The organism is Pedobacter heparinus DSM 2366 (assembly GCF_000023825.1).
Lineage (GTDB): Bacteria > Bacteroidota > Bacteroidia > Sphingobacteriales > Sphingobacteriaceae > Pedobacter > Pedobacter heparinus.
Window position 1 is genome coordinate 1,586,310 of the sequence record NC_013061.1, and the last position, 25,416, is coordinate 1,611,725.

General features: G+C 42.4%; 22 protein-coding genes and 1 pseudogene. 10 read left to right on the top strand and 13 right to left on the bottom strand.

Going from position 1 to position 25,416, the window contains the following annotated elements; all coding sequences use genetic code 11:
• The first annotated feature begins 83 nt into the window (after window positions 1-83).
• Window positions 84-758 (top strand): response regulator transcription factor, encoded by a 675-nt coding sequence (locus tag PHEP_RS06660; protein ID WP_012781491.1) that lies wholly within the window; start codon window positions 84-86, stop codon window positions 756-758.
• Window positions 758-1,996, top strand: a complete 1,239-nt coding sequence (locus tag PHEP_RS06665; RefSeq protein WP_012781492.1) for a sensor histidine kinase — start codon at window positions 758-760, stop codon at window positions 1,994-1,996. The genes PHEP_RS06660 and PHEP_RS06665 overlap by 1 nt, the downstream gene beginning before the upstream one ends.
• On the opposite strand, the gene PHEP_RS06670 is transcribed toward PHEP_RS06665, so the two are convergent.
• A complete protein-coding gene (locus PHEP_RS06670) occupies window positions 1,980-2,903 on the bottom strand; it encodes a LysR family transcriptional regulator (protein ID WP_012781493.1) in 924 nt (307 codons plus the stop codon). The genes PHEP_RS06665 and PHEP_RS06670 overlap by 17 nt on opposite strands.
• Before the next feature lie 76 nt (window positions 2,904-2,979).
• Between PHEP_RS06670 and hutH the strand changes: the two genes are divergently transcribed.
• The 3 genes from hutH to PHEP_RS06685 are packed head-to-tail and all read left to right on the top strand — an operon-like array spanning window position 2,980 to window position 7,499.
• Complete coding sequence (hutH, locus tag PHEP_RS06675; protein ID WP_036674270.1) at window positions 2,980-4,557, top strand: histidine ammonia-lyase; 1,578 nt, start codon at window positions 2,980-2,982, stop codon at window positions 4,555-4,557.
• A 2-nt stretch (window positions 4,558-4,559) separates the two neighbouring features.
• Complete coding sequence (locus PHEP_RS06680) at window positions 4,560-6,560, top strand: urocanate hydratase (RefSeq protein ID WP_012781495.1); 2,001 nt, start codon at window positions 4,560-4,562, stop codon at window positions 6,558-6,560.
• 45 nt (window positions 6,561-6,605) lie between these two features.
• Complete coding sequence (locus PHEP_RS06685) at window positions 6,606-7,499, top strand: cation diffusion facilitator family transporter (RefSeq protein WP_012781496.1); 894 nt, start codon at window positions 6,606-6,608, stop codon at window positions 7,497-7,499.
• Here PHEP_RS06685 and PHEP_RS06690 read toward each other — a convergent pair.
• Entirely contained in the window at window positions 7,483-8,358 is an 876-nt protein-coding gene (locus PHEP_RS06690) for a glycerophosphodiester phosphodiesterase (RefSeq protein ID WP_012781497.1), read from the bottom strand. The genes PHEP_RS06685 and PHEP_RS06690 overlap by 17 nt on opposite strands.
• A 244-nt stretch (window positions 8,359-8,602) precedes the next feature.
• On the opposite strand from PHEP_RS06690, the gene PHEP_RS06695 reads away from it, so the two are divergent.
• Window positions 8,603-9,415 (top strand): SDR family NAD(P)-dependent oxidoreductase, encoded by an 813-nt coding sequence (locus PHEP_RS06695; protein ID WP_012781498.1) that lies wholly within the window; start codon window positions 8,603-8,605, stop codon window positions 9,413-9,415.
• Between the two features lie 62 nt (window positions 9,416-9,477).
• Entirely contained in the window at window positions 9,478-10,227 is a 750-nt protein-coding gene (locus PHEP_RS06700; protein ID WP_012781499.1) for a phosphatase PAP2 family protein, read from the top strand.
• 12 nt (window positions 10,228-10,239) lie between these two features.
• Here PHEP_RS06700 and PHEP_RS06705 read toward each other — a convergent pair whose 3' ends face one another.
• The 7 genes from PHEP_RS06705 to PHEP_RS06735 all read right to left on the bottom strand — a co-directional run bounded on the left by PHEP_RS06705 (window position 10,240) and on the right by PHEP_RS06735 (window position 19,304).
• A complete protein-coding gene (locus tag PHEP_RS06705; RefSeq protein ID WP_012781500.1) occupies window positions 10,240-13,359 on the bottom strand; it encodes an efflux RND transporter permease subunit in 3,120 nt (1,039 codons plus the stop codon).
• Window positions 13,360-13,386: 27 nt separating this feature from the next.
• Window positions 13,387-14,484, bottom strand: coding sequence for an efflux RND transporter periplasmic adaptor subunit (locus PHEP_RS06710; RefSeq protein WP_012781501.1), 1,098 nt, complete (start codon window positions 14,482-14,484; stop codon window positions 13,387-13,389).
• A gap of 9 nt (window positions 14,485-14,493) precedes the next feature.
• The gene (locus PHEP_RS06715) at window positions 14,494-15,783 is read right to left on the bottom strand and encodes a TolC family protein (RefSeq protein WP_012781502.1); all 1,290 of its coding nucleotides are present in this window, start codon (window positions 15,781-15,783) and stop codon (window positions 14,494-14,496) included.
• 68 nt (window positions 15,784-15,851) lie between these two features.
• Complete coding sequence (locus PHEP_RS06720; RefSeq protein ID WP_012781503.1) at window positions 15,852-17,210, bottom strand: HAMP domain-containing sensor histidine kinase; 1,359 nt, start codon at window positions 17,208-17,210, stop codon at window positions 15,852-15,854.
• Between the two features lie 5 nt (window positions 17,211-17,215).
• Entirely contained in the window at window positions 17,216-17,899 is a 684-nt protein-coding gene (locus PHEP_RS06725; protein ID WP_012781504.1) for a response regulator transcription factor, read from the bottom strand.
• A 34-nt stretch (window positions 17,900-17,933) separates the two neighbouring features.
• Window positions 17,934-18,839, bottom strand: coding sequence for a sugar phosphate isomerase/epimerase family protein (locus PHEP_RS06730; RefSeq protein ID WP_012781505.1), 906 nt, complete (start codon window positions 18,837-18,839; stop codon window positions 17,934-17,936).
• A 123-nt stretch (window positions 18,840-18,962) separates the two neighbouring features.
• Complete coding sequence (locus tag PHEP_RS06735; protein WP_012781506.1) at window positions 18,963-19,304, bottom strand: hypothetical protein; 342 nt, start codon at window positions 19,302-19,304, stop codon at window positions 18,963-18,965.
• A 104-nt stretch (window positions 19,305-19,408) separates the two neighbouring features.
• Here PHEP_RS06735 and PHEP_RS06740 point away from each other — a divergent pair, with 104 nt between their 5' ends.
• Both PHEP_RS06740 and PHEP_RS06745 read left to right on the top strand, forming a co-directional pair.
• Window positions 19,409-19,855 carry a KTSC domain-containing protein gene (locus PHEP_RS06740; RefSeq protein ID WP_012781507.1) on the top strand — a complete coding sequence of 149 codons (447 nt, stop codon included), beginning with the start codon at window positions 19,409-19,411 and terminating at the stop codon, window positions 19,853-19,855.
• 83 nt (window positions 19,856-19,938) lie between these two features.
• Window positions 19,939-21,465 (top strand): glycoside hydrolase family 10-like protein, encoded by a 1,527-nt coding sequence (locus PHEP_RS06745; RefSeq protein ID WP_012781508.1) that lies wholly within the window; start codon window positions 19,939-19,941, stop codon window positions 21,463-21,465.
• 322 nt (window positions 21,466-21,787) lie between these two features.
• Here the strand turns inward: PHEP_RS06745 and PHEP_RS06750 are convergent, their stop codons facing one another.
• From PHEP_RS06750 to PHEP_RS06760, 3 genes are all read right to left on the bottom strand, one after another.
• Window positions 21,788-22,147: a YciI family protein gene (locus tag PHEP_RS06750; protein WP_036673856.1), complete on the bottom strand. Its 360-nt coding sequence runs from the start codon at window positions 22,145-22,147 to the stop codon at window positions 21,788-21,790.
• Between the two features lie 72 nt (window positions 22,148-22,219).
• A complete protein-coding gene (locus tag PHEP_RS06755; RefSeq protein WP_012781510.1) occupies window positions 22,220-22,786 on the bottom strand; it encodes a Crp/Fnr family transcriptional regulator in 567 nt (188 codons plus the stop codon).
• Window positions 22,787-22,892: 106 nt separating this feature from the next.
• Window positions 22,893-23,435, bottom strand: coding sequence for a hypothetical protein (locus PHEP_RS06760; RefSeq protein ID WP_012781511.1), 543 nt, complete (start codon window positions 23,433-23,435; stop codon window positions 22,893-22,895).
• 434 nt (window positions 23,436-23,869) lie between these two features.
• On the opposite strand from PHEP_RS06760, the pseudogene PHEP_RS21875 reads away from it, so the two are divergent.
• A pseudogene (locus PHEP_RS21875) lies at window positions 23,870-24,103 on the top strand (DNA translocase FtsK); the annotation flags it as partial.
• Window positions 24,104-24,294: 191 nt separating this feature from the next.
• On the opposite strand, the gene PHEP_RS06770 reads toward PHEP_RS21875, so the two are convergent.
• The gene (locus PHEP_RS06770; protein ID WP_012781513.1) at window positions 24,295-25,413 is read right to left on the bottom strand and encodes a TlpA disulfide reductase family protein; all 1,119 of its coding nucleotides are present in this window, start codon (window positions 25,411-25,413) and stop codon (window positions 24,295-24,297) included.
• Window positions 25,414-25,416: the final 3 nt, after the last annotated feature.

A 25,416-nucleotide genomic window follows, 5' to 3' on the forward strand; every position in this document is an offset into this window, starting at 1 on the left:
CTTGCAGCAAAGATGTAAGGAGATTCTAAAGAAGTTCTAAAGAATGAAAAAAAGTATCAAAGCATAAAAAAGAGGTCGGCAGTATGAAGTTATTATTGGTAGAAGATGAACCTGTGCTGGTTGAAGAAATGGAGCAGTACTTCAGGTCACATGGCTTTTCCTGCGACCAGGCAGTGAGTTTTTCGCAGGCCGAGGACAAAATATTGAACAGCCGTTATGATGTAGTGGTGCTTGACATTACCTTACCAGATGGTACAGGTATGGACCTGATTGCCGACATCAGGCAACGGGACGCCGAAACGGGCATCGTGATCCTGTCGGCCCGGAATTCCCTGTCGGATAAGCTGGAGGGACTTGATCTGGGGGCCGATGATTACCTGACCAAACCTTTTTTCCTGGAAGAACTGAGTGCCAGGATCAATGCCCTTTACCGCCGCAAAACCCTCAGGGGTACAGTCGAGATCCTTTTTGATGATTTTACCATTGAACCCCTGGCTAAACTGTTCTTTTATCTTGGTGAGCCAGTTTCGTTAACTAAAAAAGAATTTGAAATGCTGGTTTACTTTGTGGTAAACAAAAACCGTGTATTGAGCAAAGCGTCCATTTCCGAGCATCTGTGGGGCGATCATTTCGATCAGCACGTAAATTTCGATACGCTTTATATGCACCTCACCAATCTGCGAAAAAAATTAACCCGGCTATCGGGTAAACACTATATCAAAACGGTTTATGGGATTGGCTATAAATTTACCTGCTGATGCGGCTGGTATCTAAAATAAGCCTGTACCATTTTCTGCTCAGCGCTGTCGTGTTGGGGCTTGCCGGGATTCTGCTGTTCATTTTCCTTAGAAATGAAATCTCCCGTGAGATAGAAGAACAACTGGAACTTCAGTTAGATATGGTTGCAGAAGAGCTGGGCCGGGGGAAGCAGATTGATTTTCCTTTGGTTACAATCAGAAAAGATAATGAAAAGCTGATGCAGATGCCCAAAATGTTCAAAGATACACTGATCTATGATCATGTGCAGAAAGTAAATGAGGGGTACTATTATTTTGAGGAAAGCAAAAGGATATGGGGAATACCTTATCGGATCAGGGTGATGACTACTTACATAGGCTGGGAAAATTATTCTAAAACCATTGCTATTATTTTCATTTCCATTGCGGTAACCCTGGTTTTAATCGGAACACTTTTCAACTATTTTATCAGCCGGCAGATCTGGAGACCATTTCTGATCAATTTAAAACGTATGAAAGGTTATTCTGTAAGTTCAAAGGAAGAATTGCAGCTTACCCGTACCAATGTAACCGAATTTAAGGAAATGAATATGGTGCTTACCGACCTTGCGGCAAGGGGGAAAAGAGAGTATACAGCACTAAAAGAATTTACCGAAAATGCTTCGCATGAAATACAAACCCCATTGAGCATTTTAAAGGCCAGTCTGGAAAGTATGAGCCAGATTGCGCTTGATGCGAACTTGATTAAGCCGTTGAATGATGCAAAACTGGCAGTTACTCGTTTGAGTAAAGTGAATAAAGGTTTGCTGCTGCTGGCCAAACTGGAAAATAATAGTTTTGCGGATAAGCAAAGCTTGCAACTGGATGAATTGCTGAAGAACAGTTATGAAATGATGGAAGACCTTTTTCAGCATAAAAATCTTTCTGTTAAATTTCAACTGATGGATAAACAGGTATTTGCCAATCTGTTTTTAATGGAGATACTGATTACTAACCTGCTTTCCAATCTTTTGTCGCACACGGCATCAGGTGCAAAAATAGGCATAGTATTAAATGATAAAGAATTTACTTTTTTGAATGAAGGCGCAGTTCTGGCATTTCCCGAATCGAAATTGTTTTCAAGATTCGGCAAGGGGGCACCTGGTTATAAGGGGAATGGCCTGGGTCTTTCCATCGTAAAGCAAATATGTATATTAAATGACTGGCAGGTTGGGTATACTTATCAGGATGGGATGCATGTTTTCAGGGTGCAGTTTTAGCTGTAACCAATAATTCTGGAATGGATTTGCGCAGCAATTTAATTACATTTTTTAGTGCCGGGTTCCGGTTTGATGCTTTCCAGGCCACGTATAGTTCTGTTCTTTGGGGGATGTTTTTAAGTTCAATGAACCTGACGTTCAGGTTGTACCCGTATTGCAGGGAAGTGGGTACAATGGCAAGTCCCATTCCTTCTTCTATCAGTTTGAATATGGTTAAGGCATTTACAGACCGGTGAAAAACTTTGGGGCGAAAGCCATGGTCTTCACAGATACTCGTAATCAGGTCATGGTAAAAAGGACTGTCCTCACTGGAAAAAAATATAAAAGGCTCATTACTGAACTCAGCTATCCCCTTAAAATTAAACTCATTTATGGGATGTTGCTTTGGAAGTACCAAAGAGAAGGTCTCTTGCTGAACCAGGTGCCGGGAAATCCCCTCAGGAAGACGGTGCAGCCGAACGAAACCCAGGTCTAATTTATCCTTTTCCAACAGCTCGATTTGCATTTTATTCGGCATTTCGTCTAAAATGGTCTGTATGCCGGGATATTCCTTATTTAAACCGAGTACCAGTTCCGGGACAATCTTTTGTACTGCCGAACCCAAAAAGCCTATCCGGAGTTCAGTTTCCCTGCCCTGTCCAATGTTATCCAGCTGACGTTTGACGGTTTCGAGGTGGTTGAAAAGAAAATCTACTTCATCTTTTAAATATAAGCCGGCTGCAGTAAGTTCTACTTTTTTCTTGCTGCGGTCAAACAGGGCAACATTGAATATTTCTTCCATCTGCATGATCTGACGGCTAAGGCCAGGCTGGGATATAAACAGTCGCTCTGCGGCCTTTCTGAACTTCAGTTCTTCGGCCAGTACCTGGAAATATTTCAAGTGTCTGAGTTCTATCTGATAACCCATGGTTATTGTTTAATGATGTAAATGGTATTTATACGAATCAAAGATAGGGTTTATCTTTGTGTAAAAGATGGTAAAAATGAGTGCTAAACAGGTTTTTAATTACGGATCAGACTTCCTGACGGCCAGTAAGGCCCTGGAGATCAGCAGGGGTACGATAAGAGGTGTATTAAATCCGGATACCCGCATGAAGGTACAGGAAAGCAGCAGGATAGTGGGCGCAATTGCTTTGGCCGACAAAGCTGTTTACGGCATCAATACAGGCTTTGGTCCGCTGTGTACCACCATGATCTCTGCCGAAGATACCCGTAAATTGCAGGAAAATATTTTAAAGAGCCATGCTGTAGGCATTGGTGAACCCATAGATGAAGAACTCTCGAGATTGATGCTGGTGCTTAAATTGCATGCCCTGGCTATGGGTTATTCGGGTATACAGGAAAATACGCTGGACCGGATCATCTGGCATCTGGAATCCGGGGCGATACCTGTGGTACCTACACAGGGTTCTGTAGGTGCTTCCGGCGATCTGGCACCTTTATCCCATCTTTTTCTTCCTTTAATTGGCCTCGGAAAAGTACATTATAAAGGGAAGATCATTTCAACAGAAAAGCTGTTGAAAGAACAGGGGCTGAAACCCATTGTACTGGCCGCAAAAGAAGGGCTGGCCTTAATCAATGGTACACAATTTATTGCTGCCCATGCAGTAAAAGTGGTTTCCCGTTTTCATAATGTGCTGGCTACAGCAGATATTGTTGCAGCAATGATGCTGGAAGGGTTAATGGGCTCTGCAAGACCTTTTGATGAACAGCTGCACCTGCTGCGGTCATATAAAGGCAACCAGCATGTTGCAGCCAATATCCGCAATTTGCTTACTGGTTCCGAAATTGTAAATGCGCATAGAGATTGTGCAAAAGTACAGGATCCGTATTCGTTGCGCTGTATCCCTCAGGTGCATGGTGCTTCAAGGAACGCATGGTTACATTTAAAAGAAATACTGGAGACAGAGATCAATTCGGTAACAGATAATCCGGTTATTTTTAGCGAAGAGCTGACCATAAGCGGTGGGAATTTTCATGGGCAGCCTATAGCTATGCCCCTGGATTATGCTTGTTTGGCAGCTTCCGAGATGGGCAACATCTCAGATCGCCGGATTTATCTTTCGCTGGAAGGGAATACAGTGGCTGTGCCCAGGCTTTTGATGCGGGAAACGGGACTGAATTCAGGATTTATGATCTTACAATATACTTCGGCTGCTTTGGCAAGTGAAAATAAAGGCCTTTGTTTTCCGGCAAGTGCCGATAGTATTCCTACCTCATTGGGGCAGGAAGACCATGTAAGTATGGGTTCTATTAGTGGGCGTAAGGCACTGCAGGTAATAGAAAATGTAGAAAAAATATTGGGTATAGAGCTTTTTTGTGCTGCGCAGGCCATGGATTATCATGCGCCACTAAAATCGGGAAAGCTCATCAGCGCCATACATGATTTTGTACGTTCAAAAGTTGTTCACCTGGAGCAGGACCAGATCATGTATGAAATGATGCAGACAACCATTGATCTGGTACAATCAGGAACGATCGTAAAGCTGGCCGAAGCTTCTGCGGTTAAAGAACAGCTGATTTACAGTACTGCATTTCAAACACAATTTGAAACATTTTAGCTATGGACTTTAAAGCACAGATCTTACAGGGGATACCAAGGGCACTGCCTAAAAAAAAGGTTTATGATACGCAGGTAAACCACGCGCCTAAAAAAAAGGCCATTTTAACGAAGGAAGAAAAAAAACTTGCTTTACGCAATGCGCTGCGTTATTTCCCGGAAGGCTGGCATGCTGAACTGGCCACTGAGTTTTTAGCAGAACTGGAAACCTACGGACGCATTTATATGTACCGTTTCAGGCCGGATTATGAGATGTATGCCCGGCCAGTACAGGAGTATCCTTTTCAAAGTTTGCATGCTGCCTGTATACAGCTGATGATCCAGAATAATCTTGACCCGTCAATTGCCCAGCATCCGCATGAACTGATCACTTATGGTGGAAATGGCAGTGTTTTTCAAAACTGGGCGCAATACCTGATCACGATGCAATACCTGGCCGGAATGACAGATGGCCAAACCTTAAATATCTATAGCGGTCATCCACAGGGCTTGTTTCCTTCTTCGCCGGCAGCACCACGTGTAGTGGTCACAAATGGCATGATGATCCCGAATTATTCTTCGGCAGACGACCTGGAAAAATACAATGCTTTAGGGGTAACCCAATATGGGCAGATGACGGCTGGTTCGTATATGTATATTGGTCCTCAGGGGATTGTGCATGGTACTACAATTACACTGATGAATGCTTTCAGGAGAAAACTGGGGATGTCAGAAAGCCCGGCAGGCCGGGTTTTTCTTACCGCAGGTTTAGGGGGCATGAGCGGCGCACAACCTAAGGCAGGAAATATCACAGGTTGTATTACAGTATGTGCTGAAATTAATCCTGAAGCGGCAAGAAAAAGGCATCAGCAAGGCTGGGTAGATGAGCTCATTTTCAATTTAGATGCTTTATTGCAAAGGGTAAAAGCAGCAAAGGAAATAAAAGAAACAGTATCGCTGGCTTATATTGGAAATGTGGTAGATGTTTGGGAAGGTTTTGATGCCGCAGGTGTTCTGGTAGAGATCGGATCGGACCAGACTTCGCTCCATAACCCATGGTCTGGCGGCTACTATCCTGCAGGGCTTACTTATGCGGAAGCGAACCAGATGATGGCCGAAGCGCCTGCTCTTTTTAAAGAAAAGGTAGAGGCTTCATTGATCAGGCATGCTGCAGCCGTGAACCGGCATGTAAATAAGGGTACATATTTCTTTGACTATGGGAATGCCTTCCTGCTGGAATGCAGCAGGGCAGGAGCGGATGTAATGGCTGATGATGGCGTAGATTTTAAATATACTTCATATGTAGAAGATATTTTGGGGCCGATGTGTTTTGATTATGGTTTTGGCCCCTTCAGATGGGTGTGTACTTCGGGTGACCCTGAGGATCTGGTAACAACGGACGTGATTGCCATGGAGGTTTTGCAGGAGATCAGGACAGAAGCCCCTGTTGAAATACAGCAGCAGCTGCAGGACAATATAACCTGGATCAGGGAAGCCGGGGCCAACAAGCTGGTGGTGGGTTCCCAGGCCAGGATTTTGTACGCAGATGCTGAAGGCAGGGCCAAAATAGCAGCGGCGTTTAATACCGCTGTTCAGGAAGGCAGGTTAAAAGCACCCATTGTTCTGGGCCGTGATCATCACGACGTGAGCGGCACAGATTCTCCTTTCAGGGAAACGAGTAACATTTACGATGGCAGTCGTTTTACAGCCGATATGGCTATTCAGAACGTTATTGGTGATAGTTTCAGGGGCGCAACCTGGGTGTCGGTCCATAATGGTGGTGGTGTAGGCTGGGGTGAAGTGATTAACGGAGGCTTTGGAATGGTACTGGATGGTACCGCTACAGCTGCTGAAAAACTGAAAAGTATGCTCTTTTTTGATGTAAACAATGGCATAGCAAGACGAAGCTGGGCACGGAACAAAGAAGCCAGATTTGCGATTGAAAGGGAAATGGGCAGGACGCCGGATTTAAATATTACCCTGCCAAACCTGGTTGACGATAACCTGCTGGATGCACTGGTTTAACTCAAAACAATTTCCCTGCACCTCTGTTGATAGCATTATAATAAGATGGCCAACAACCAAAAATCAATTTATAGTGCACTTGCTGCTAATTTGCTGATTGCAATAACAAAGTTTATTGCGGGGGCATTTACCAACAGTTCATCTATGATTTCTGAAGGTATACATTCGACAGTGGATACCACCAATCAGCTGCTGCTTTTGTATGGGTTAAAAAGGAGCAGAAAACCAGCAGATCAATATCATCCCTTCGGTTATGGAAAGGAACTTTATTTCTGGTCCTTTGTGGTCTCCATCCTGATATTCGGTTTGGGGGGCGCTTTGTCAATTTTTCAGGGAGTTGTACACATCAGGGAACCGGAGCTGATGAAAGATCCAATCTGGAACTATGTGGTATTGGTCCTCTCGCTTATTTTTGAAGGTACATCTTTGTTCATCGCAGTTAAAGCGTTTAACAAGACCCGCAACGGGGCAGGGTGGTGGGACGCCATTATTAAAAGCAAGGACCCTTCCAGTTTTCTGGTTGTTTTTGAAGATGGGGCAGCAGTAGCAGGTTTAATCATTGTGATGATACTGATGGGCCTAAGCCATGCCTTGCATATTCCGGAACTGGATGGACTGGCATCGGTAATTGTGGGCTTATTGCTGGTTTTTGTTTCTTTTATCCTGGCCAGGGAAAGCAGAAGTTTGCTCATGGGAGAAGGGATAGCTCCGGAAACCAGACAGAAGATTGCAGAACTTGCAGAAAAAGATGCAGCAGTGCTGAAAGTTAAAAATATACTTTCCACTTACCAGTCACCCGAGGAAGTTGTATTAATGCTCATCATAGATTTTGAAGATCATCTGGATACAGAGGAGATCACAGGGGCCATAGAACGCATTCGCGAAAACATAAAAAAAGAGTTTCAACTGGTCCGGTTTGTGCTTATTCAGCCGGAATAAGCTGGTACGGATAATCACTGCAAACCCTGGTTACGCCCAATGCCAGTACTTTTTCGATATCTTTTTTATTGTTCGTATTTCCGCACAACAGTTTTATTCCTTGTTGCTTACAGAAATCTACCACTTCTTTATTGATCAGGTTAGGTGACGGTGCATAATAATCCGGAAGGAAGCTCAGTTTTTTCATATTATCTGACAAGTTGCCTTTAACGGTAATGAGCATTACAGCAACTTTCGGGTAATCCCTTCTTACAATTTCAAGTGTTCTTGGATCGAAAGACTGGATAATTACCCTATCCTGCACTTTAGCTTTATAAATGACTTTCATTAACCGTTTTACAAATTCTTCGGGCGCTGGCTGGTAAATGCCATCCCTGGCTTTGGATGTTTTGGTTTCTATATTGTAAACAGGTTTTTGATAACCTTTCAATGTCGCATAGTGTTCAACCGAATCCAATAGTTCTTTCAATAAAGGCATGTGTGCTTTAAAATTCTTTTGCCCGGGAAAATCCTTGTGCTGTTTAGAACCAATGTCGTAAGTTTTAAGTACTTTATATTCCATCTGATAGATGGCCAGATTAGCTGCTTTAGGAATTTCTTTTCCGTCTTTGTCGAGGGTAATGAGATAGTCGAGTTTAGGATCATGAGACACTACTGCCTGTTTATCTTTGGTAAAGGTGATGTCGAATTCCAGTACATCAGCTTTAAGATCCAGGGCATTCTTCATGGCAGGGATTGTGCTTTCTGCCATCAATCCCCTAAAACCCCTGTGGGCATGCCATTCTGGTTTGGATTGTCCGTATGCACAGTATAGGAAAAGACAAAAAGTAAAGGAAATTAAAAGTTTCTTTTTTAACATGGTGATAACATTGTGTGTGTGAAATCTGCTGCAATACTAGCTTTTTTTGTTGTTAAAAAATATTGTATTTTGTTATTTTTTGTTTAAAATTATGTTAAATTCTACTTGCATTATGCTTCGTTTGTGAGGTGACGAGATTTTGGTGCCATGTATTTGTCGCGAATCCCCCTCTTATTTGTCATGTTGAGACCGCATACGAGATGGGCTTTGCCCTTAAATTTGTAATACATATAAAGCGTAACAGATGACACTTCATAATAAAAATGCAGTAATCTATGGTGCAGGCGGATCAATAGGGGGAGCTGTTTCCCTTGCACTGGCTGCCGCAGGAGCGAGGGTGTTTCTTACCGGGCACCGGCTGGCTTCTCTTCAAAAGGTAGCAAAGGAGATTGAGGCTCTTGGCGGGCAGGCTGAAATAGCCGAAGTAAATGCCCTGGACCCAACAGCGATCAATGAGCATATCCATAGCGTAGTCCGTGAAGCGGGGAGTGTTGATCTCTCTTTTAACCTGATCAATACCCAGGATACCCAGGATATTCCCCTGGTAGAAATGTCACTGGATGATTTTACACGTCCCATCAATATCGCTATGGAAACTCACTTTTTAACCACAACAGCTGCGGCCAGGGTGATGATGAAACAGGGATCGGGGGTAATCCTCTCTCTTACAGCAACACCTGGAGGAACAGCTTATCCACTGGTTGGGGGCTTTGGTCCTGCCTGCTGTGCGCTTGAAGGTTTTTCCAGAGACCTGGCTACGGAACTTGGGCCACACGGGGTGCGGGTAGTGAACATCAGGTCGGCCGGATCACCGGATTCAAGACCATTTACGGAAGCACTCGCCAATGGGGGAGCTGAGGTTGCTGCCTTTATCAAAAAGCTGGAAGATGACACCATGCTTAAAAAGCTGCCCATGATGAATGACATCGCTAATGTAGCTGTATTTCTGACTTCAGATTTGTCGGGAAAAATAACAGGGGTTACCATAGATGTAACTGCTGGTACCACAAATGCATTAAATTATAAAGCAGCAAGGGTACCTTTTGTTTTTAAATAGTTACTGACACTACAAATTTTCTTCAAAATTGTATATTAGCTTTGAAGCTGATTTTTTTGAAGATGATTAGATTGAAATGTCTCCTGTTACTGGGCCTGTGTTTTCCTTTATTAACCCTTGCCCGGCAAGCTGCCCCTATTGATACAACAGCTAAAAAAACGAGCTTTAAAATTGCCCCTTTTATCATTCCGGCCATTTTTTTAGGCTATGGGGCAATGGGCGGCGGCCATAATTTTGTTCATGACCTGGATGTAACAACAAGGAACGAACTTCAGGAAGATCATCCGCTGTTCTCTGTTCATGCAGATGATTTTATGCAATATGCACCGGCTGCGGCTGTTTATGCCTTAAATTTATCAGGAGTAAAGGGCAAACATAACCTGGTAGATGCAACAGGCATTTATGCCATTTCTTTTGGATTGATGAAAGCTTCAACGCTTATGGTGAAATCTGCTACAGGACGCCTGCGTCCCGATGGAAGCACTAACGATTCTTTTCCTTCGGGCCATACGGCAACTTCATTTGCTGCAGCCGAATTTCTGAAACAGGAGTATAAAGATGTTTCTCCCTGGATCGGTTATGCCGGCTATGCTGTAGCTGGTACAACCGGCATTTTCCGGTTGTACAACAACAGGCATTGGGTAAGCGATGTAGTGGCGGGTGCGGGCTTTGGTATCGTGTCAACCAAACTGAGCTACCTGGTATACCCTGCACTGAAAAAATTAATCAGTGGCAACAGATCAGCCAATTTTTCACTTGTACCAACTTATCAGGACAAAGCGCCAGGTTTTTCATTTGCCAGCCGGTTTTAGGCTGCTGTGACATCAGTGTTTTAAATGGGCCATTCTTTTGTGATAAGCCCAGTATACAACTATTGGGTATACAAAAAGATTGAAGAATGTATTGGTGATCAGTCCACCAATTACCACAATGGCCAGTGGTTTGGAAGCTTCCGAACCTATGCCTGTTGATAAAGCAGCAGGCATCAGTCCTATTGCAGCCATCATCGCCGTCATGATTACCGGTCTTAACCTTGTGGCCACACCATCCCGTATGGCATCTGCAAAGGTCCAGGTCGGATGGTGCTTCAGCTCGGCCATATTGCTTTTGAACCTTGTAATCAGGATTACCCCATTTTGAACACAGATACCAAACAATGCAATAAACCCTATTCCTGCCGAGATGTTGAAGTTTACTTTGGTAATGAGCAGGGCAAGTATGCCGCCAACCATGGCAAAAGGTACGTTATTTAAAACAAGAAGGGCATCTTTTATATTTCCGAACAGCACAAACAGGATAAAAAAGATCAGCAGTAAACTGATCGGAACTGCGGTCGACAGTCTGGCCGTTGCCCTTTGCTGGTTCTCGAAATCGCCTGCCCATTCCAGCTTATATTCTTTTGGCAGTTTGATCTCTGCTGCTACTTTTCTTTGCGCTTCGGCTATGGTACTGCCCATATCCCGGCCACGTATAGAAAATTTTATAGCACCATACCTTTGGTGTTTATCCCTGTAAATGATGCTTGGACCGGTGATTTTCCGGATAGTGGATATTTCACTGAGTGGTACTTTTGCCCCTGAAAGGGTAGGGATACGCAGGGCAGCTATTGAAGCCTCATCATTCCTGAAATCTTCAGGATAACGGATCCTGAGGTCAAATTTTCTTTCGCCCTCATAGATCTGGGTAGCCGCTTTACCGCCAATGGCCATTTCGATAATGGAGTTGGCATCTTCCGTGGTTACCCCATACAGGGCCATTTTGCTCTGGTCCAGGTTAATCCTGAGTTCCGGCTGGCCCAGGTTTCTTAAAATGCCAAGGTCTTCAATGCCGGGAACAGTTTTTAAAATGTGCGCTATTTTTTCTTCCTGTTGTTCTATAAAACTGAAGTCATTGCCAAACATCTTTACCACAATAGAGCCTTTTACACCCGATACGGCTTCTTCAACGTTATCAGATATCGGCTGGGAAAAATTCAGGCTGATACCAGGGTAACCTTTCAGCTTTTCCTGCATACGTTGTACCAGTTGTTCTTTGCTCTCTTTTCGTTTCCACTCCGATTTGGGATAAATATCTACCAGGAACTCCATATTATAAAAACCTGTTGCATCCGTACCGTCATTGGGCCTGCCTGTTTGCGACATCACCTGCTTTACTTCTTCAAAGCTCAAAAAGATCTTTCGCATCTCATTGCTCAGTTTTTTTGTTTCATTCAGGGAAACGCTAAGCGAGGCACTGGCCCTTACATAAATAGAGCCTTCATCCAATGAAGGCAGGAACTCAGTACCCAGGAACCTGAAACTGAAAAAACCGATGACCAAAACGACCAAAGCACTGATAAAAACAATTTTTCTGGCTTTAAATGCCCTGTTGTAAGTTTTCATTACCCCCCTGGTAAGATATTCCAGAAAGATATTGTGCTTTTCCTTTACATTTTTGTTTAGCAATACGCTGGCCATGGCAGGTACAAGGGTAAATGTCAATAACAAAGCACCCAGTAGGGCAAAACTTAAAGTCCAGGCCAGCGGAGAAAACATCTTGCCCTCTACTTTTTCGAAGGTAAAAATGGGCATCAGGCCGGTAATGATGATCAGTTTGGCAAAAAAGATGCCCTTACCGTTTTCCAGGCAAGCTTTTTTGATGATGCCAAGTTTGCTCATGCGGTTGAATTTCTCTGTCCCATTTTTATGGGCACTATAGTCGAGCGCCACAAAAATCCCTTCTACCATGACTACTGCACCATCAATGATGATCCCGAAATCAATGGCACCCATAGAAAGGAGGTTGGCCGACATCCCCTTTAGCTTTAAGCAAATAAAAGCAAAGAGCAATGCAAGCGGGATAATCACTGAAACAATAAGTGTAGTACGCCAGTCGGCCATAAAAAGGAACACGATCAGTGTTACGAAGATGATACCCTCCAGCATATTGTGCATTACGGTATGGGTTGCAAAATTGACCAGATCTTCGCGGTCATAAAACGGGCTTATTTTTACATCGCCCGGTAAAATGTTGTCATTAACATCTTTTATTTTCTCCTTCAGGGCGCGGATCACTTCGCTGGGGTTTTCGCCCTTACGCATCACCACAATACCCTCTACCACATCCGGATCACGGTCGCGGCCTACCTGTCCCAGGCGGGGAAGGGCAGCTTCTGTTACCTCGGCGATGGTTTTAACATACACAGGTGTCCCATGAAAATTATCTACAATAATGTTTTTAATTTCATCAATGTTATTGAGCACCCCTATACCCCTCACTACATAGGCCTGGCCACTTTGTTCTATTACATCACCTCCAACATTGATATTGCTTTTGGAAACAGCATTGAATAGCTCAGTAGCGGTTACGCCATATTGTAACGACTTTTGAGGGTCTACCGTAATCTGATAGGTTTTAACTTCGCCACCAAAACTAACCACATCGGCAATTCCCGGAACAGAGAGCAGCTCGCGTTGTACCACCCAGTCCTGCAGCGTTTTTAATTCCCTTACCGATTGCTTATCACTTTTTAGTGTATAGCGAAATATTTCGCCTGTAGGACCGTAAGGGGGCTGTACTTCGGGCCTGGCTCCGGATGGAAGGTCTGCCTCATCAAGATGGTTGTTTACCTGTACGCGGGCAAACTGGTAATCAACATTGTCTTCAAATGTGATCTTTACCACCGATAAACCAAAGAGGGAAGAAGAGCGGATACTGGTTCTTTTTTCGGTAGGGTTCATGGCAATTTCCAGCGGACGTGAAACAAATTTTTCAACCTCTTCAGCACTTCTGCCAGGCCATTGGGTAATAATGGTGATATTGGTATTGGTCACATCAGGAAAAGCCTCAATAGTGGTATGCTTGAAGCTTAAATAACCGGCAAGGACCAGGATAAACGTTGCAAAAAAAATGAAATATTTATTTTTAAGGGCAAAATTTATGATAGACTTAATGAATTTATTCATTATAGCTTGTATTTAAAGGTGATGAATTTATGGTTTGAGGCTATCGTAAAGGAAGAGCTGTTTAGAAGCTACCACACGGTCGCCGGCATTCAGCCCTTTGCTCACATAGGTTTTGTCTTCAAATTTCCTGCCCAGCTCTATTTCCTGGATCCTGATTTTCTTTACTTTGTCCAGCACCAGTACAAAATATTTATTGTTGTCGAAAATGAGACAATTGGCATTTACCGAGGGTAAACTGGTCCCGTTTTTTGTATTGATCTGTACACTGGCCATCATGCCTGGTTTTAGTAAATAACCGGGATTGTTGATCAGCACCCGTGCATTCATTACTTTACTGTCGTTGTCGAGCATGTTATAGATCTTACTGATCCTGCCTTTAAAAGGTTTGTCCGGATAGGAAAGAATGGAAATGTTCACTTCGTCACCTTCTTTTACCTTAGAGATATCGCTTTCATAAATGTTGATCAGGGCCCATACATCGGAAAGGTCGGCCACCGTAAACAGATTTTGGTTGTTGTCTGGCCTTACCTGCATGTTACTGGTTACATTTTTTTCGATGATAAAACCAGATAAAGGTGATCTTAAGGTATATATCCCATTTTTATTGCCCCCGTTGAGGTTCAGAATAGAACGGCTCCTTTTATCTTCAGCTTGTTTTACCAGCAGTTCATTTTTGGCCTGTTCCAGTTCCCGGGCTGATGCAAGGCCGCTATTGTACAGGTCTTCAGTAAGTTTCAGGTTGTGCTGTGCATTTCTTAATTCAGCCGAAGAGCTGATGGCCTCTTTGTCAAAGCCGGCCATTTCGGCACTTGTCATGGTAGCCAGTAACTGTCCCTTGTCTACACGGTCGCCCAGCTTTGCCGGTACATTTTGTAGCTGTCCGCTTACCATGGGGTATATTTTAGCCATTTTTTCTTCGTTGGCCGTAATTTTTGCCGAGAAGTTGATGTCGGTCTGGTTATCGGCACCTTTTACCGTATCTATCTGCAGTCTTTCCAGCACTGCGTCAGTCAGTTCAAACTTTTCATCTTTAGGCGTTTCTTTTACCTGTTCTGTGCAGCTGGATAGGAACAGCGCAACAGACAAAGTGATGGACATACCGATGTTTTTTAATGTATTTTGCATGATGTGCGTTTATTTAAAAATGTTAGATCCGGTTACAAAATTGATTTCTTCTTTGGCGTTCATACGTTCGTATCTTAAGTTATTCATCTGCAGGGTGCTGGCCTTGTAGGAGTCGTAGAAGTCCAAAAACTCAATAAGGCTGATGTTTCGGTTTTTGAAATTTTTGATCACTTCGGCAATCAGCTTATCAAAATCAGCATTGAAATTCTTGTCAAAACCCTGATATAAGTTTTCGGTACGCAGGGCCGAGGTATAGCTGTTGTATACTTCATTTTCCAGTTGTGCATCCTGTTGCCGTAATTGGGTTTTCCCGGCTTCCAGGGCAATCCTGGCTTTTTTAAGTTCTCCCTGGTTGCGGTTGAACAGTGGCAAGGGCATTTTAATGCCTATACCCGTATAGTTTTCGGGATAACTTCCTTTCATATCATAACTCAGTGAAAGCTCTACATCGGGTACGGCATTGGCCTTTTGTAATCTGAGGTTGTTTTCTGCATAGGTAATTCCGCTTTTAGCCAGCTGCAGGTCTGCACGGTTGTTTCGTGCCGAATCCAGTAAATTGGTATATGCCTGTTTGTCAGGTTGATAATTTTGCTCTTCCTCCGGAGATACAAGCAGCAACAGATCGGAATTTGCCGGCAGGCTGGTCAGCATTTTAAGTTCCGTTTGTGAATCTTCAATTTCATTCATCAGGGTGCTGTACTCACCTTGCAGGGTATAAAGCAGGGATCTGATCCTGATGATGTCTTTAAGGGCTACATTGCCCAGTTTTAACTGTTGCTCATTGGCGCTTAGCAGCAGCTTTAACGAGTTGATCTGTTGTTCGTAAACTTTGGCCGACTGCTGGTTGTAATAGGTTTTGTAGAAAGTAGAACTGAGGTTAAAGCGCAGGCTACGCATCAGGTCAAAGTACTGATATTCGGCCATTTTAACCCCGGATGCGGCCAGCTGGATGTTTTTATTCCGCTTCCCTGCCAGCCTGATCAGTTGTGATACCGAGGCCTGGTACTGGCCGGTGGCCCAGCTTGTACCCAGAAATCTCCTGGTTTCAGGATTGTACAACAGGTTTTCATAACTGATTTCAGGATTGTCAAACAAGCGGGCAGTAATTACTTCGGCCCGGGCCTGATCGGTTTGGTATTGCTGAACAAGGAGCTGATAGTTATTTTGTACAAAAAGTTTTTCAGCCTCTTTTAAACTGAGCTGAATGGTATTTTGCGACTGGGCTGTTACAGTTACCGCTGTAAGTAACAGCAACAGTATGCTCAACAGGGTTTTGCGTTTTAACGATATGCGGACCATTTGTATAGTGTTTGGTCAAACCTATCGCTATAGCATTAAACAAAAATTAAAGTGAAATTAAAACGGGATTAAAGTTTAGGGAAAACCACCTTAATGGTAGTGCCATGGCCTTTTTCCGACATTACACTGATTTGGCCTTTATAAAGAGTAATGATTTTATGGGCCATATAAAGCCCCATGCCATTTCCCCTGTGCCTGCTTTCTGTGGTAGCACTGTAAAAGGGCTTAAATATTTCTGTAAATGCGTCTTCTGCTATGCCGGGCCCTTGGTCTGTAAAAGAAAGTTCAATTGCTGTGTCCTGCATATCAAGCAGGCAATAGACGGGTTTGTTGTCCGAAAATTTAAAAGCATTGGATATGATGTTATTGAGTGCAATATGAAGCAGAACAGGGTTGGCTTTAATCAGCAGTTCACGCTCATTTTCAGGAAGGTTCTGCATGTCGATCCGGAGGTTAAGTGCGGCCGACTCCTTCCATTCATTTTGCAGTGTCCATAAGGTTTCATCAATGCGGACCGGACTAAGCTGTGATGAGGCAAATTCCAGATCGGTCTGTGCAAGGTTCACCAATCCTGTGATAATACCTTCCATTTTTTCGGCATCTTCCAGTACAGAACTTAAGGCTTTACGGTAATCCTGTTTTTCCCTTTCCTGGGAAAGGGAAAGCTCGGCAGAAATGATCATCCTGGTAATGGGTGTCCTCAGCTCATGCGAAGCATTGGCCACAAAGGTTCTTTGCAATACAAAAGCCTGTTCCAGGTGCTCCATCAGGTTATTGAAATTTTGGGCCAGTAAGTTAATTTCATCTTTGTTTTTCCCTTCATGCACCCTGAAATGAAGATTACTGGATTTAATCTGTTTTACCTCCTCAATAAAATGTGCCAAAGGGCTTAAGATCTTGTTGGCAATCCAGCGGCCCGACAGCAGCAGTCCGATAACTACGATCACAAAGATGATCAGCATGATCCTGCGCAATTTATCAAGGCGGTAATGGGTGCTTTGGTCTACTGCCGAAGCAATGATCACAAAATCGCCCTGGTTATCTTTATAGTAAATGCCCACAACCTGTCTTTCTCCGTCTTTAAACCTCAATTTACCCGCATCTCTTACTTTATTGATGGTGCTGTTGCTCCAGTATTGCTGGTCATCGCCAATAAATGCCGCAGTGTTTTTGGAATTATAGATCCTGATCACCTCTCCGTTTAATTTTTCCAGGTACATGCTTCTTACCTTATTGAGCGAGTCCTGCGAAATTTCATCCGCTTCCAGGTACAGCTTTGCCGTAACCATGGTACGGTCGGTTAGGCGGGCAAAAAAATCAGCCTCCAGAAATTTAAGGAAGGTAAAATAAATGGCCGATAAGATGACCATCATGATCAGCGTACTGCTTAGGGTAAAATATAAGGCAAGACGGTCTTTTATCTTCATGCCTGCTATTTAAGGATATAACCCATATTTATTTTGGTGTGGATCACTTTTCTGTCAAATCCCTTTTCAATTTTATTGCGCAGAAAATTTACATATACGTCAATCACATTGGTGCCGGTATCAAAGTTAATGTCCCATGCGTTTTCAGCAATATACTGTCTGGACAAGAGCCTGTTGGGGTTTCGTAAAAATAATTCAAGAAGTGTAAACTCTTTTGCCGTAAGCTCAATATTGATGCCGGCCCTTTTTACCTCTTTGCTGTAGGTATTTAAAGTAATGTTTTCAAAAGTAAGTTCATGTTGGTGTTGCTTTTGGATAGTACCGGTGCTGTACCTGCGTAAAAGCGCTTCAATTCTGGCAAGCAGCTCTTTAAAATGGAAAGGCTTGGCCAGGTAATCATCGGCACCCGCCTTTAAACCCATTACCTTATCGTCTACCGTACTCAGTGCGGTAAGCATCAGGATGGGCAGGTTTTTATGGCTGCTGCGGAGTTGCCTGCAAAGTTCTATTCCATTAAGTCCCGGCATCATAATATCCAGAATAACAAGGTCAAAATGGTTTATGCCAAAACTTTCCAATGCCTGCTGTCCATCGGCAATACTGGTTATTTCATAGCCTTGTTCTTCCAGCCCGCTTTTAATCAGATCGGCTATTTTAGGGTCATCTTCTGCTAATGCAATCTTAAACATATTTCCAAATATAAAAGGACGGAATGTAAGTGCCTTAAATAGTGATCCCGAGTTTATTGATTAAATAATCGCGGGTAATCTGGCCACTTTCCAGGGGCGTGCGGCCTTTTACCGGAACTGCATCCAGTTCAACAATAGCATATTTACTGTAATTAATTGCTTTTAAGGCCGCAAATACCGCAGGCAGATCAACACGCCCCTGCCCAAGCTCTACAAATATAAAACCTTTGGCGTCGCTGGTATCTTTTACGTCTTTAATGTGCAGGCATTCCAAACGGTCCTTGTATTTTTTTATGGCCGTTACAGGGTCTCCGCCACCTTGCTGATAATGACCGATATCCAGCAAAAGCTTCACTAATTTCGGATCTGTATGCTTTAAGATCACGTCCACTTCTTCAGGGGTTTGTCCCAGTTGCCCCATGTGGTTATGATAAGTTGTTTTTATGCCAATAGCAGCAGTGCGTTTGCCGATCTCATTTAATAGTTTAGCGTATTTTACAAGGTCTTCATTGCTTACCTCACCAGTTTTAGGTCTTGATGAATTGGTCAGCTGAATGCTGCTGCCCCCTAAAATTTTTACAAAACGGGCACTTTCAACATGCTTGGCAATTTCGGCCTCATCGTTTCCGGTATTGATGTTGGCATTGCCACTCGAATACATGGCCAGCTTCAGTTTTGCCGCTTTCAGCAGCTGGATCAATTCTTCAGGTTTCTGTCCAAATTCTGTAAAGGCATTTGCCCTCAGCTGAATTCCCTTAAATCCAAGTGAAGAAATGTCAAGAATGGATTGTTTGATATCATTGCCCCAGGTAATTGCGGCATACCCATATTGAATTGCCGGAGCAGGCAATGTTGAGGCCAGTAAATCAGAGGATGCGAGTAATGGACTGGCTGATAAAAGACCGATTTGGGTCAGAAAACTGCGGCGTGATTGTTTCATGAGGTTCTTTTTTGTAATTAAGTATGCGCTGAAATGAATTTAGCTGCAGGCAAATTATGTTTTTTTAGGGTATAAAAAAAGAGGTGCCGAAAAACACCTCTTTCACATCAAACCATTAAACCACTATTTATTTTTTTTTGCTGCAGCTTTATTTTCTTTGTAGCGCATGTCGGGCGTGCCGTCTTTTTTAACAGGAGCAGCTGGTTTTGTTACTGCTTTGGCTTTATTTGCTTTCAGGCGCATATCAGGGGTGCCATCTTTTTTTAAGGTGCTGGCTGCAGTTGTTGTAGTTGTTTTTACAGTTGTTGTGGCTGCTTTAGCGTCTTTTTTAACTGGGGCCGCAACTGTTTTAACTTCTTTTTTTACCACTTTTTTTGCCGGAGCAATAGCAGTAGCCGGGGTTTGGGCAAATGTTGTTGTTACACCCAGTGCCATAATTGCGATTAATCCTAATAACTTTTTCATGATCTTTTTATTTAAAATTCTATTCGTTAATTGTTGATGTAAAGTTGAGGTAATAGAATGAAGAATTGATGAAGAAATAAAATTCCTTACCTTTGTGTAATTTTATGAAGAAGATCACTGATTACAGAAAACTATTGGGTGTACAAAAGGATGCCGAATTGAAAGAATTAAAGACCATTTACAGGAATTTAATGAAAGACTGGCACCCTGACAAGTTTCAGGATAGTGAAGCCGCTAAGCTGGAAGCCGAAACCAAAAGCAAGGAGATCATTGAAGCTTATCATTTCCTGGTGAGTATTGCTCCTGAAACACTGGCCCTGTCTTTAGATGAATATACACAAACCATTACCAATTGTGGCATAGCCGATTATAACTGGGCTGGCCTGGTACTTACCGTACATTTTCTGGATGGCAGTGCTTATGAGTATTTTGGTGTTCCCAAAGCCATATATGTGAAACTGGTTAATGCCGATTCGCCGGGCAGGTTTGCAAGGCGTCATATTTTCCCTGCATTCCCTTACAGAAATATAGCAAAATTGCAAACTGCTTAAAGGCTGTAAAAAATGTTTTACTTATAGGTTAAGACCAATTATAGTTTGTAGCTTTGTGGTACATACAATAAGCCAATAAACTATTGAAAACTTCTTTTAACCTCCTTAAAAAAGGTCTGCTTGCACTGTGCTGCAGCAGCCTGTTTTTTTATTCCTGCAGTACCAGTAAGAAAGTTAGTACTGTTGCTGAGCCTAAGGTTCAGTCAGATCTGCCCAAGGCAGCCAAAGAGTTCAGGGCGGCATGGGTCGCTTCGGTCGCCAATATCAACTGGCCTTCAAAACCTGGTTTAAGTACTGCTGAACAGCAAAAAGAGGCCATCTTTTTACTCGATTTTCTGAAAAATAACAACTTCAATGCGGTCATATTTCAGGTAAGACCGCAGGCAGATGCACTTTATAAAAGTAACCTGGAACCCTGGTCTGTTTTTCTGACCGGTAAGCAGGGACAGGCTCCCGATCCTTATTATGATCCTTTGCAATTTTGGATCGAGGCGGCACATGATCGCGGACTTGAGCTGCATGTCTGGCTTAATCCATATCGTGCCCATCACAGTTCAGGAAAAACAATCACTGAAGCATCCATTGTTAAAAAGCGTCCCGACCTGGTGGTGAAGCTGAAAGATGGACAGTACTGGATGGATCCAACCAATAAAGGTACACAGGACCATGCTGCTGCAGTGGTTAAAGATATTGTAAAACGCTATGATATCGATGGTGTACATTTTGACGATTATTTTTATCCCTATGACTCTTATAACGGAGGAGCAGATTTTCCTGATGAGGCTGGCTGGGCCGCTTATCAGAAAAGTGGAGGTAAACTTTCCCGTGGCGATTGGCGCAGGCAGGGGGTAAATCAGTTTATAGAAAGGGTTTATAAAGAGATTAAAGCTGAAAAGAAATATGTAAAGTTTGGTTTAAGTCCTTTTGGTATATGGAAACCAGGTTATCCTGCGTCTATTGAGGGTATGGATCAGTACAATAAATTGTACGCTGATGCAAAACTCTGGTTAAACAAAGGCTGGATTGATTATTTTACCCCACAATTGTATTGGGGCGTAAATACGATAAAGCAAAGCTTTCCGGTATTACTAGGCTGGTGGGCAAGTGAAAATACGATGGGCAGGCATTTGTGGCCGGGTATGAACGTAGGTTTAGGTGGTGATGACAAAAATGTAGATGAGGTGATCAACCAGATCATGATTACACGTGGTATGGTCCCTAATAGTATGGGTGCGGTACACTGGAGTATTGCCGGTTTAACCAAACACGAAAAACTGATTAAAGGAATTGTAGAAGGCCCTTATAAAAAACAGGCCCTTGTTCCGGCCAGCCCATGGCTGGATGATAAGGCCCCGGCGGCCCCTGTTGTAAAAACAGATGTGCAGCAGGGACAGTTAAAGATCAGCTGGAACCATGCTGATGCGAAAGATGTATTCAGATGGGTGGTTTATTATCAGTATGGCAATACCTGGAATTATGTGGTGCTGAACCGTCAGGACAGATTTTTGGTAAAGTCCATACTGGAGGCTGGTGTTAAACTGAATAAAATTGCTGTAAGTGCAGTGGACAGAACGGGGAATGAAAGTGAAAAAATGGCCGTTTTGCTCTAAGGGAGAGAATGCTCAATTTTCTTTTTAATACCCAAAGATAATATTCTTTCAAACACAATTATTAACTATAAGCCTGCTGGGCTGCTGTTGTACTGCTGTCATTGGTCTTCAGGTTTATGGCATGCCCGGTTCACGCTCGTTTCATGGCCGGCGCTGGTTCGGTTGTAAATTGAGTGTATACCGGGCATGGACTGGTTGTACTAACTGCTTACGGACAATAGCAAACGGACATCAGCAGGGTAGGGGTAAATTGATGATATATAATACAGAAGGTACTTGCACACCATATTCTTGGATAGTATGTCCACCCAATTGATATTAACTATTTGACCGTTACAATAGAGGCAAGCTCTCTTATCTCGACACTTGTATTTTCTCCCTGAAGTATCGGACACTTCTTTGCGATTATAATTGCGTCATCAAAAGAATCTGCATAGATAAGTATATAACCTGCCACGGATAGGTTTTCTGATGTGTACGGACCTTCAATAGTTGTATCTTTAGGTTTAAGTACAACACCATCCTGTGAAAAATGATTTCCACCATCTGCCAGCTGTTGCGTGGCAGCGATCCCCTTTAGCCAGGCCATCCATTGCTCCATGTAAATTTTCATCTGTTCTTTGGAAGGCTGTGCCTCTGGATTGGTGATATCCATTCTGAATAGTAGTGCAAATTGCTTCATAGTGTTCTATTTTAATGAACACAAACATAAGCCACATTTACATTTTGTGAATTGATATAGGTCAAAATCGGTCTACTTTGATTTTAACCTGCTCAAAGTTTCTTCTCTGATATCCAGATAAGAGGCCAATGATCTGTTTGACAGCTTTTGAATCAAGATGGGTTTTTCTTTTAGCACCAGATCATAACGTTGTTTGGCCGAAAGTGTAACCAGCTGTTCAATTCTTTGGTTTTGGTACGAATAGGCCATTTCCAGTATCTTTTGATAAAAAGATTTCCAGGCATCCATCTCTTTGTTCAGCCGAAAAAAGTTAGAATGGCTGATAGCAAGCAGCGTTGTATCTTCAGTGGCTTCAATGATTTCAGCAGAAGGGGTTTGATTAATAAAACTTGTTAATGCAGTTCCAATATTACAGTCAGTCATTACAAAGCGTGTTTTCTCCATTCCGTTTTTGTCAAGAAAATAAGTGCGCAAACAGCCGTTGTTAACATAATAGAAGGCATTACATACCTCGCCCTGTCGTAACAAGACTGTGTTTCGTTTTACAACCTTTAATTTGAAAAGCTCAGTAATGCGCTCAAGCTCTGTTTGATCAAAACCAGCGAGGTGCAGCAGTAAGTGTTTAAGTCTGTCTTTCATAATAAATGGTAATTCGAATTTAAGTAATTAATCAGGACTGTATCTTTAAACCTCGTCTTCTAAAATGACTGAAGAATTGGCCCTGTTAAATGATTTAAATTGCCTTTCAGGAATCTCCCAATTTTACCGTTCTATGATCCTGCGACCCAAAAAGAAGTTTGGATGGCTGCCCGCCATTTTCTTTCAATGTTATTGCAACACCGCACCAACCGCCACCATGATTTACACGTATCCTGAGCGTTGATCCATTCTCAATCCATACGCCCCAGGATCCTTTATTACAAGTCTCTTCGTCACAATATAAATCATACCCTGCAGGGATGGGGTGAGTTTCGTGGATCCAGTTAAAGCCAGCAGCATTAGCTACATAAAATATACTTTTCGGAAGAACGACAACACTGCGTGTCCTGTCATTGAAGTCATCACCAACGTAGTCCCATTTGCCTGGGTGATAATCAAACAATTTATCTTTTGGGTCGCATGCCCAATGGCCGAAAAGTGTCACGTTCAATCCCAGAGGAACTTCAAGTGCGCTTGTTTTATATTCAAAACTGCCAAGGTTTTCAGCCCGGTAAGAACCAACCCCTAAATCTAAATGTGCCCCTTTGCAATCTTTATGCTCCCAGAGCCGTGCAACTAAATTTAACATAACAATAAGGTTTTAATTAAAATTAATTTTTTTAAGTGTGAAAAAGAAAATAATGACGAAAATGATTTCTTCCGCAGTTTTTCCAACATCGTATTCGTGTCTTTTCCTTGCCAAAACAGCGGTATCAGCTAAGTAGAAGTTTAGCAAATACCGGGTTATATCTATAATATAATGATTTTGGTGTAAATATTTATGTTATTGATTTTGATGGAAGTAGCTTCAAAGGCAAAATCTGATTTTTAATGCTGGAAGATAAAATTAAAGCAAGGCTAGATGAAATAGCGGCTACATTGATTCCTTTTGTTGATGCCAAGGACATAGGATTGAGCTTGTTTAGCGGTAAACTGGGCTTGTCTTTATTCCTTGCTTATTATGCGCGGTTTAAAAAATCGGAAGCTGATATGGATAGCGCAGTGCAAATTGTGGAGCATGTGTTCGATCCAAATGAACTGGATTCTATGTTTGAGGATGCTGCAAGAATAATTGGTATCCACCAACAAGGTTCAACATCGTTAATACAAAGAAAGCTTAAGCTGGGGTACAATAGAGCTGGAAGAATTATTGATCAGCTTAAGGCAATTGGAATAGTTGGGCCTTTTGATGGGAGCAAGGCAAGGGAAGTGCTTATTCCTGATGACTATGCTCTTGAGTTGTTTCTTAATGCTTTAAGATTGGAAGATGGTGGAGAAGTGGCTGGGACTGGAGTTAAAGTGGCTGTTTCGGAAAACGTAGTTGAAAGAGAAGGAAATAATGGTTGGAGCAAAATACGTTCTTGGTTTGGTTATTAAAGAAAGGCAAATCATCTTTGATCTTTAAATTATTAGTTTAATAGAATGTTGGAGAAAAGCAATGCTAAAAATTAGTTATTAATAGCTTTTTTAATGAAATTTTCAATATGATTTAAACCCGGGTCTGATTGGTCTGAATTATAAATAATTGTCCCTTTTTTATTCACTACAAGGCATGTAGGTATAGAATATACACCAAAAGATCTCGGAATTTTGCTTTTTGCGGGCTTCAATCTTTCCGATACATTTATCCAGCTAAGTTTATTATTTGATACATGCTCTTTCCAGCGGATTACATTGTCATCATCGTTGAAATAGATAACTTTTAATCCTTTTTGCTTATAGATTTCATATAATTGTTTCAACATTGGCAACTGTTCCTGACATGGGCCGCACCAGGTAGCAGAAAAGACGATGATATAGGGCTGGCCAGTCAGGGAGCTGTTGCTAAATTCATCATTATTTAAGTCGTTAATTTTAAATATTGGAACTTTATTGCCCGCGCCAGCGGCCTTTTTGTTATTGATAAGATTGGTCTCCTTCTCATAAAGCTGCTTTCCTAAAGTAGAATTCTTCAGCTCTTCACTAAAGGTTTCCAGTATTACCAGAATGTCCATTGCTGTTTTAGGGTTAGCATCGATACGGCTCATACGATAAAGATAGAGTAGGCTGCCAAAGTCATTCGGATAAGACAGAAGTCGTTTTAACTGAGCTTGCCTGATCTGCTCATTAAGTTTGGGCGGTATGTGCAAATTACCGTTAATCCGGGTGGGTTCTTTATATAAAGCGACCTTTTCTAAGAATAAATTGTCTAATTCATCAACAACAAAATGGCCACGTGCGTTGGAAAGTAATGTTAACATTTTAGTTACTAATACAGGTGTGTCCAGGCTTACTTTATTTTCACCGGAATCCAACACAAACCGCGTTCCTATTCCTTTTCCCTGATATGAAACACTGAAATCTGCGAAATTGCTAGGCTGTTTCAGCTCTCCTTTAATAATGTGTTGACCATTTACAACAATAAAGGAATCTCTGCTGATTGGGGTAAAGCTCTGGTTATTGTAAACGTTTAAATAAACTTTTGCATTATTGAATGTTTTGGTTTTGAAATCAAGGGTAAACTTATACTGGCTGGAAGCTGAGACATAACATATGATTACAAGCAATGGCGTTAATAGTTTCTTCATATT